We start from the raw sequence: 10,119 nt of genomic DNA, 5'->3' as shown, positions 1-10,119 counted from the left end.
CCGCTGATGTGAGCGGCGAATGGCAATGGCAGGCCAACGGAAAAAGGTTTGCCATGTCTGTAGAGCAGGATTACCAGAAAATTCAGCCACAAATTCGGGAAGGCAATGTTTCATTAAATGTAAGAGATAAGGTACTGAAAGGTGACCGGATTAGCTTTACGGCCGTTAATCCCGATTCAGGCGTTAATTACGTATATAACGGAAAAGTAAACGGGAAAATGATTATGGGAAAAGTACAAATTCGTACCGGAAATAATCGAACCATAGAAAACTGGTCGGCCAATTTAAAATACAAAACTTCCCATAAGTGAGGATATGCAGGAAGCAATGGATACTACGACCGGAAATAAACCTTTACCTTCTTTTACATCTATAAGTTCGCTGGCTGTGGTAGTCGGAATTGTTGTAGGCATCGGCATATTCCGGCTACCACCCATTGTGGCCGGTCATTCGGCCAATGAGGCCCAGTTTGTGAGCTTTTGGGTAGCAGGAGGTCTCATCTCTCTTATTGGAGCACTTTGCTATGCCGAGCTGGCTTCGTCGAAGCCCGATGCGGGTGGAGAGTATTATTTCCTCAGTCAGGCTTATGGACCTCCTCTTGGGTTTTTGTTGTCGTGGGGCCGGATGACGGTGATACAGACCGGTTCAATTGCCCTGATTGCTTTTGTTTTGGGCGATTACGCCTCCCTTATTGTTGACCTGGGAGAATACAGTTCGTCTATATATGCCGCGTTTATCGTAATTCTGCTGACTGGTTTGAACCTTTCAGGCACCAAACATTCAGGAAAATCACAGATGGGATTTACTTCTGCCATTGTCGTTGTATTGGTATTTATTGCAGTTGCAGGCCTTGTGAATGGCTCACCGGCCGAAATGCTGGAGGTATCATCAGGCGGGGGAGGCATTTCCCTGTTTACGAAGGGGGCGGCCGGATCAGCTATGATTTTTGTCCTTTTAACTTATGGAGGATGGAACGAAGCGGCCTATCTTTCCGGTGAGCTGATCAATGTAAAACGCAACATCATTAAGATACTGGTTGTGGGAATAACGCTTATAACCGGATTGTACGTGTTGGTTAATCTGGCGTATTTGCAGGTACTGGGTCTGGAAAAGCTTCAAAATACTGAAGCCGTTGGAGCTGCCATTACGGGTGAGATATTTGGTTCGGCAGGCTCACTGGTGGTTTCCCTGATTGTTATTCTGGCAGCCCTTTCAACAGCCAATGCAACTATTATAACCGGAGCCCGTACAAATTATGCGTTGGGAAGGGATTTCAGGTTGTTTGGCTTTATGGGTCGCTGGGACACCCGGAGGAATACCCCGGCCAATGCCCTGATTATCCAGGGTATTATCGCCCTTTTGCTGGTAGGACTGGGAGCCTGGTCTAAAGAATCCGTCAGTACCATGGTGGATTATACGGCCCCGATCTTCTGGTTTTTTCTTCTTCTCACCACTTTTACCTTGTTTGTCTTCCGACGGCGACATAATTTCGGCCATATCCCCTATAAAGTGCCGCTTTATCCGGTTACACCGATTCTTTTTTTGGTCGTATGCCTGTATATGTTTTATTCCAGTCTCGCTTTTACGGGAATAGGGGCACTCGTTGGCTCGTTTTTTATGATTGCCGGAATCCCGGTCTATTTCTGGGCACGAAGGAGAAATATGGTGGTAAAGACAGGTCTTTATCAGGAAGTGGGAAGGGATTAGGCAATGGTGGTATGCATTGATGCGCAGTTGTTATATCCCTCCTTTGCCGGCAGAGAGATAGACAGTCAATTTCTTGATGACCTTCCTCCCGAAGTGGATCCATGCGGAGAAAATGCGGAATTCCATGCTTTCTGCTACGACGGCCCGATATTTAACAAACCTGTTGAATTTGACCTGGGAGATCGCATATATAAGCAATACCCAGCCCCAAAGCAGGATGATAAGCAAGACAATAATGAGACCATGGGCTCTTGGTTTCGCGATCTTTTAGCCAAGTGACCGCCAATGACCATTCCCTCCCGCACCCTTTGATTCCCTGAAGGGCCACCCCGCTCCAGATTCTAGGTTGGCAGGTTAATCATCCTCCTGTTAATTTTAGTTAGGTATATATTCAGGCGGAATAAACTGCAGGCTGTGGCTTTTCTGTGGATCTAACCAATGACTTTATGGTATCCTTGCCAACTCACTCCAAGCCATATCATTCCTGCGGATACAATCAATGACCATCAATGACATCAAATGACAATCAATGACCATAATAATTTAATGCCGGCTGTGGCACTGGGATTTTGCCAACTGCTCATTGCCAACTACCCCTAACCTTTCTTAGTAATGTAAATTAATTCAAAGGAACATTTATTCCCCCAAGTATTAATCCGAATCTCCCGATAAGACAAGATTATCAATAACCAGAGAATTCTGCAGTTGGTTGTGTTCGCTTTCCGAGTCGATCAGGAGGTTATTGCCAAATACGATGTTGTTTGTTTGCTTCTCAAGCCTGAATGCTTTATCAGGCTGTATCCCTGAAAATGTGTTTCCTGAAAATGCAATATTTCTTCCGCCCTCAATGGTCACACCTGCTGCCGCAAGATCACCTGTGTCTCTTTTAACTTCGCCTTCACCAATATAACTGTTGGAGAAATTGTTCCCGCTTACGGTGATCCGTCCGCTTTGGGTTCCGAAGTATATTGCATGTTTTTTGTTAATGGTAAAAGTGTTGGCGCTTACGGATATGCCATGGGCATCTTTCAGCATGATTCCTTCTCCGTTATGCGCAATAACATTCGAACCCAGGTTGATCCCGTAGCAGTCGCGATCCAGTACAATTGCAGCACCCTGGCACTCTTCAATCATATTTCCGGACAATACGGAGCCGTAAGTATTTTCAATGACCACACCATTATTTATATGGTCGTCCAGGTTGTTTCCCGACATGCACAGGTTGTAACCGTCGAAACAGTGCAGGGCATCATGGTTCTCTTCAAACTGATTTCCGCTTACCACAATATCATGTGTACCCAACAGGTTTAATCCGGTGCCCTTATTATAGGTGATATTGGAATGTACGATCCGGGGATTCTCATAACAATAATCGAGTTTGATGCCATCACCCCCATTATTGCTGACAGTAACTCCTTCAATATAGATTTCATTCACATCACTGGCCAGAATTCCTGACCCGGATTGTTTATTACCTGTAATTCTCAGATCCGAAATTTGCACCCTCCATAAAGCTTCGGTTTCAGAGCTATCATCGGTTGCTTTCGATTGAATCCGTATGGCAGGTGCACCGTTTGTATTGGTGTTTATGATATGCGTTGAAGTGCCCGAGCCTTTCAGATGAACATCACTCTTGTTAATTGTCAAGGGCTCCGTTATTTTAAATTCACCCGGAGGAAGATGAATAATACCGCCTTCTTCCGGAAGCGCTTTCAGAGCTGCTTGTATAGAACGATAATTACTGGCATTTATATCAGCCTTGGCTCCAGGTAATGTAGGAGACGAAACGCGATTATTCTCTCCGCATCCGGATAGTACTATAAATATGAAAATTACAAGAACTAAACTGATGATCTGGTGGACTTCAAAACGCTTAATAAACAAGGAGTTGATCCGTTTCTTAAGATTAGCAAAAGTATTCATAGTTAAAGGTTTTATGATGAACATTTATTGTTTTAATTTACATGTCAAATTCACAAACTGTGCTTGTCTCGCCATGGAACCCGCATGTTAATCATGTTCTTGTTGTGAAGGTTCCTAGATGCGGGTTTCATTTGGTCAAATGTACAGGTATAAAGATATCAATTTTTATAGGTACTCCATAATGTCATAAGCTACATAACCTACCCATTCTTTGAGCAATATGTTCCATTTTTCCAGTGCATGTACGTTGGGCAGTATATAATAGACGATGTCTTTTGCCGAATTATCCTTATTGGGTCCGGTAGGGAAAACTTCCGGGTTGATCCCCTGCTTTTTGAAGCAGCCAAGCGCCCTTCTCATGTGGAAAGCTGAAGTGATCAGCAAATAGGAACCATTTGGGTCATAATATTTTTCTGCAGTATTTCTTGCATTTTCATAAGTATTGCGTGAATCTTTCTCTACCAGAATATCGTTTCGCGGAATTCCCCAATCCAGCAAGTATTGTTTAAGATAATGGGCTTCTTTGTGTTGGTTTTCAATTAAACGTCCCGATCCTCCTGTAAGGATGAGCTTATCGAGTTTCCCGAGATGATAAAGATTTACTGCCTGAATGATCCGGTCAGATTCATCGTAAAAACGGAAGCTTTTACTGGGTTCATGATAAGCACCCATGCCCGATAGAACAATTCCATAATTGTAAAGTTCCACAGATGCTGGATGAACAGCCGGATATTCCCATCTATCGGTGAAAAAGTCGGCAATTGGTTCATTACCCATAATCAAAAGGCAGGCCGTTGCCAGGACAAGGAAAATACGGCGCAGCTTGTTTTTCTTCCAAAACAAAGCAAGTACCATGGGTACAAAAACCCACAGTAAGGGGTGGAGCAAAAAATTCAATATTTTTGACAGAATGAAAAACATAGGACTGAAATTGAAGTCTGCTGAAAGCAGTCTGTAATTATTAATTATCTTGTGTTTTCTGTTCTTCCGGATGAATCCGAAGGCTAAACTCATAATTCCCGGTAGATTTATTTATATGAGTAGCTCCGGAATTTATCTGTGTTTGGATCCATAACATCTTTTATGTTTATAAGATTAGCCCCTGGATACATCCGTGGATTGAATGTCTCTCTATTAGATTCTTTCAGGGGGCTGTATCAAAAATCAAAATTTCCTGATTCTATTCGGTTAGGTATACGAGAACAAAATCAAATATGGCCTTCTCAGCCACTTAATGAACATTTTGATACAGCCCCTTTTGTAATTTGCTGCTTTCTACATCCATCTACCCCCAAGTTGTAACAATCCCCCGGTCAAACAAGAGGAATACGGCTCCCAAAAGTATGCTATAGCCTACATACCACTTGACCGGTATGTATTCCATCGGCGATATGTTCATCCGTACATAATTGTAAATAATCAGTGTAATTTTGGCTATGAAATAGGCAATAATGGTTCCCAGGGCTACCCCAACCGCACCGTAATGAGTGACCAGCCAGAGACTTAGAGATATGTTGATGACCACTTCTATTATGGCAACAATCAATACCGGCCGGTTTTTCTTCAGCCCCATTAATATGGTATGGGGGAAAAGCATCCGGCTGATAATCGTCAGCAGGTAAACAATAAATATATCGGCACTGCGGGAAAATTCAGGGCTGAACATCAGTTTGTACAAGGGATCGGCAAATATTACCAGCCCAATGGATAAGGGATACATTGCATGCATGATCCGAAGCGATTTTCTCTTGATCATGTAAAGGGTATCCTTTATGTTCTCCTTGGAGCTGAATTCGGTCAGCATGGCATTGCTGAGACCGGCTGCCAGCATGATCACAAAAGGCAGCTCCTTGGCGCCAAATCGAAAAACAGCGAATTTATCGGCCGAGAAATGAACCGAGACCACCACTCCGTCAATATACTGTGCCGACCCGCTTATCAGTGTGCTGAAAAGCAAAGGAGTGGCTATGACGAGCAGCTCCCTGATATATGGAACCGATATTTTAATTTTGGCATAATTATAAAGCAGGGTAATCAGCCAGATGTTCCGGATAATTGATACAAAAACCAGGCCCCTGAGCGACCAGATCACACCATACCCCAGTATTGGCGGCAGGATGGCGGCTATAAGCTGAATGGTATAGGTAATATAGGCATAACTTAATGTATTACCCGATTTGTTCCTGACCACATAGATGTATTCCACCAGATTGGCAGGGCTGCTCAACAGCAGATACCAAAGGGTTACATTCAGCAGAGGTACTTCACCCCTGTATCCAAATACAGAGAAGTGCTCCTGGAGAATTTTTCCAACTGTAAACACAAAAAGACTGAAAGCTACCAGTACCAGGTATGTATTGAATATTTCCGGTGATTTTCGCTTATCTTCATTGGCAAGATCTCCGTATGATCTGCTTCCTTTATATAGAGGAAGAAAGGCCTGGATAATGCCGGTTACCCAAAAGAAATTGGTAATGCTTACAATGAAGACCGAAATCTCAAAGAGTCCGATCTGTTCTTTGGACAGGCCGATTTTAGTAAAAACAATCGCGATGACCAGAAAAGTGACAAACCGCAGGGTGTTGAACACCTGCAATCCCGTTACATTACTCACCTTTCGCCTGGGAGTGTACCACATGAAATTTCAAAATTGAGAAAACCGAATTTTTGGGAAACAATATTAAGGAAAATGATCAGAACAATCTTAAAGATATGGAAATGATTTCGTCTTTATCACCTGATCATTAAGTTGGATTTAAGTTTCATTTGCTATGTTAACCATTCGTTCCCGCTTCATCCTTCTATAGATTTCTTTTTGAAATTGCATTAAAAAAAATTATCTTTAGCCTGCATTATTCAAAAACGAATCCCGCTGGTAAGCGGGAAAGTTTTTGAATGTGGGATGGTTTGCGGGAGGGATGCAGGCAACCCCGCATTAGAAAAACCGGCTTTTTTGCGAGATTTATTGAAACAAAAAGCCAGGTTTTTCAATAGCGTCAGAATTATTCTAGAATAATTCGGGTTAGGACTTTTGATACTGAAGATTATTCTTTTCCTGAATCATTAAGGTATATATTTATAAAGCTAAGAGTTATGAAAAAAAAGCAACTCAACCGTCGTGAATTTCTTAAAACTTCAGCGGCTTCCCTTGCAGGTATCATGTTTGTTCCCAGGCATGTTTTGGGAGGCCGGGGTTACACCGCTCCGAGTGATGAGCTGACCAAGGCCATCATAGGCGTCGGTGGTATGGGAAGAAATCATATCGATTATCCCGGCCGATTACTGGCTGTTTGTGATGTTGACAGCCGGCACCTGGAGCTGGCCCTTGAACAGGCCGGAAAAGGTGTAAAAGGCTATTCCGATTACCGGGAGGTATTACAGAGGAAAGATATTGACATTGTGCATATCGCTACACCCCCGCACTGGCATGGCATTATTTCCGTGGATGCCGCCAATGCAGGTAAGGATGTTTGGTGTGAGAAACCTATGACCCGAACCATCGGGGAAGGCCAGAAAATCGTGGAGGCTGTGCAACGAAACGACCGGATATTCCGCCTGAATACCTGGTTCAGGTTCCGCGGCCAATTCTATGGTTTCGGTACCACTGTTCAACCCATCAAAAAAGTTGTGGAAAACAGGTTATTGGGCTGGCCTCTTAAAGTCACCATCAGCGGAGTAACTGGTTTTAACTGGAAGTTTCATCACAGCGGAACCACTAGTCCTTCTTATAAACCTGCTCCCGAAGAACTGGACTATGACTTCTGGCTGGGTCCTGCTCCTTATAAGCCTTACAGCCCCGACAGGGTGCATTATGTGTTCCGTGGCTACTGGGATTATGATGGCGGCGGACTGGGAGATATGGGCCAGCATTACATGGACCCTGTGCAGTATATCCTGGAAAAAGATCATACCAGCCCTGTACTGATCAAAGCGGACACACAACAGCAGCATCCCGATGCAGTCCGGCCCTGGAGAAGAATTGAGATGACCTATGAGGATGGATGTCAGATCATCCTGGATGGAGAAAACCGGGATCAGGATGCCGCCTTCATTGAAGGGCCGAAAGGAAAGCTTTACAAAGGATTTAAATCCGACATCCCCAATTTAGAGAAAAAAGTGGCATCTCTGCCCGATCCCCAACCACAAATTGGAGATTTTCACCATGCCGTCAAGACACGGGAGAAGTTCGCATTGAACGAGGCCAACGGCCATCGTTCCTGTACATTGGTGAACCTGGGCAAGATTGCACTGAGACTCGGACGCACTTTGAGATTTGATCCCAAGCGGCAAAAGTTTATAGGTGATGAGGGAGCCAACCGGCTGATAAATCAATCTATGCGAACCCCGTGGTTCATTTAATGCATTTGTAATCAAAAAAATTTTAACTATGAGACGTTTTTATATAATCTGCCTGCTGTTTTTCATCCTTTTATCCCAGCATGGTCTCACTCAGGAGCGGGACATAGACGATGAAAGAACGCTGAAAACCAAAATAGCCGACCTGCTCAATGAGATGCCCGCCGGCAGCATTGAAGAAAAGGATGCCCTGATGGAGGATATGATCGCACTGGAGAAAGAAGGGATTGTAGAATTTTCAAAGCTTTTGGCACCACCGGAAACGGGAGGCGATTCATTGGTACGGTATGCCCTGGGTAGTGTAACAAGATATGCTACAGGCGGTAAGGGAAGCGAACATCGTGAAATGGTTTCCCGCGCTCTGCTCAGCTCCCTGGAAGAAGAAAACAACGTGGCCATCAAAGATTTTTTAATTGAACAACTGGAGAGAGTGGGCGGAAATGAGGCTGTTCCCATATTGGCCAACTATCTTGATCATCCTGAGCTTTGCGATCGGGCTGCAATGGCCCTTGCGGAAACAGGAACTTCTGAAGCGGAAAAAGCGCTCGGTGAGGCACTGGAATCATCCGATGAAACCGTGCTTCTCGCTGTTGTCAATGCACTGGGTGACTTACACTCCCACAATTATTTGGAGGAAATGAAAAATCTGGCCCGTGAATCTTCGGGAAATCTCAGGAAAGTATCCCTTCGGGCGCTGGCCAGTTCGGGTTCTCCGGAAGCAAAGGATGTGTTGCTGGAAGCTGCACGAAACAATAATTTTGATTATTCTCCGGATAACGCAGTATCTTCCTTGCTTACTTACGCCGGTCGTCTCGGAGTAAAAGGCAACATGGAAACCATGGAATCCTTGTGCTACACCATTATAGAAGCATGTGACGATCGGGAGCTTGTTCACACCCGCATACAGGCGCTGAATATACTGGTAACCTACAGCCGAAATGAAGCCCTGGAAGCAATAATGGATGCACTGGAAACACCTTACCCGGAATATCGCCGTGCGGCGCTTTCTTTGAGCAGTGAATTAAAGGGAGAACAGGTATTACATGACTTAATGGAGGCTTATAACAAACATGACCCCCACGTAAAAGCAGAGATCATCCATGCATTTGCAGAACGCGGTGATGTTTTAGCAATTCCTTTGATTGAGGATGCCCTGGAACATGAAAACCAGGCTGTTCGAAAGGCAGCCATTCCAGCGTTAACCCAATTGGCCCGTGAAAAGGCGGTACCCGGATTAGCTGGCATACTGCACTCAGACAGAACGGCCGAAGTGAAACTTGCCAAAGAGGCATTGATGACCATAGCTCCTGAACATTTTCTGCCGGAGCTTACGAACCGGTACCAGGACTACCCGGATATATCCAAAACCGCTGTATTGGAATTGATCGGGACAAGACATGCGGATGAATATAACGAGATGGTCCTTCAGGAAGCAACCGGCAGTGCCGACCGGAACATCCGGCTTACTGCCTGGAAAGCCCTTGAAAATACAGCCAAATCTGAAAATCTGGATGATGTACTGGAGGCCTTCAACCAAACGGAAGATGATGAAGAACTGGCTGCCACCGGGAATGTTATCGAATCCATGATCAGCCGTTCGGATAACCAGGATACGTTGATTACTCGGGTACTGCAAAACATGAAGGAAACCTCCGTTGGTAAGCAAAAGGAATACCTAAATCTCTTCCCGGAGATTGGAAGCCAGGCAGCCATAGGGGGTGTGATGGAGATTTATGAGATAGGTTCCCCTGCGCTTAAGATGGCTGCTGTGCAAACGCTGAGCCAGTGGACAAGCACGAAAGTGCTTGATTCCCTGTTTCGGATAGTGGATAGGGAAGACAGCCGCAAGCTCCGCACTACGGCTTTTGATGGTTCTCTTGATTTGATCTCCGGTTCCGGTGAGCTCGCTGCTCAAAAGCTGCTTTATTACCGCGAACTGATGGCCTTCACCCGGTCTACCGGCGAAAAGAAAGAGATTATCACCCGCATAGGAAAACTGGGAATCTTTCCGGCATTGGCTTACTGCGGAGAATATCTGGATGATCCTGATTTGAATACGGTAGCGGCTCAAGCGATTATGAACACAGCCATACCGGATGATGATCCTGAAGAAGGTATGACGGGGGAGTACGT

At 44.8% G+C, this 10,119-nt stretch carries 8 protein-coding genes; 5 read left to right on the top strand and 3 right to left on the bottom strand.

Annotated elements, in window-relative coordinates:
• The 3 genes from KGY70_11465 to KGY70_11455 all read left to right on the top strand — a co-directional run.
• Positions 1–311 (top strand): hypothetical protein (locus tag KGY70_11465; GenBank protein ID MBS3775798.1); only part of this gene is annotated, 311 nt, incomplete at its 5' end.
• 16 nt (positions 312–327) lie between these two features.
• On the top strand, positions 328–1,707 hold the full coding sequence (locus tag KGY70_11460) for an amino acid permease (GenBank protein ID MBS3775797.1): 1,380 nt from the start codon (positions 328–330) through the stop codon (positions 1,705–1,707).
• A 3-nt stretch (positions 1,708–1,710) separates the two neighbouring features.
• Positions 1,711–1,986 (top strand): hypothetical protein, encoded by a 276-nt coding sequence (locus KGY70_11455; GenBank protein MBS3775796.1) that lies wholly within the window; start codon positions 1,711–1,713, stop codon positions 1,984–1,986.
• A 372-nt stretch (positions 1,987–2,358) separates the two neighbouring features.
• On the opposite strand, the gene KGY70_11450 is transcribed toward KGY70_11455, so the two are convergent.
• From KGY70_11450 to KGY70_11440, 3 genes are all read right to left on the bottom strand, one after another.
• Entirely contained in the window at positions 2,359–3,630 is a 1,272-nt protein-coding gene (locus tag KGY70_11450; protein ID MBS3775795.1) for a right-handed parallel beta-helix repeat-containing protein, read from the bottom strand.
• 165 nt (positions 3,631–3,795) lie between these two features.
• Positions 3,796–4,644, bottom strand: coding sequence for a YdcF family protein (locus tag KGY70_11445; protein MBS3775794.1), 849 nt, complete (start codon positions 4,642–4,644; stop codon positions 3,796–3,798).
• Positions 4,645–4,915: 271 nt separating this feature from the next.
• Positions 4,916–6,244: a polysaccharide biosynthesis C-terminal domain-containing protein gene (locus KGY70_11440; protein MBS3775793.1), complete on the bottom strand. Its 1,329-nt coding sequence runs from the start codon at positions 6,242–6,244 to the stop codon at positions 4,916–4,918.
• A 479-nt stretch (positions 6,245–6,723) separates the two neighbouring features.
• Between KGY70_11440 and KGY70_11435 the strand changes: the two genes are divergently transcribed.
• Entirely contained in the window at positions 6,724–7,989 is a 1,266-nt protein-coding gene (locus KGY70_11435; protein ID MBS3775792.1) for a Gfo/Idh/MocA family oxidoreductase, read from the top strand.
• Positions 7,990–8,017: 28 nt separating this feature from the next.
• Positions 8,018–10,119 (top strand): HEAT repeat domain-containing protein (locus KGY70_11430; GenBank protein MBS3775791.1); only part of this gene is annotated, 2,102 nt, incomplete at its 3' end.

This window comes from Bacteroidales bacterium (assembly GCA_018334875.1).
Lineage (GTDB): Bacteria > Bacteroidota > Bacteroidia > Bacteroidales > UBA12077 > JAGXLC01.
The sequence above is the reverse complement of the archived record's forward strand: the minus strand, read 5'-3'. Positions and strand labels throughout refer to the sequence as shown.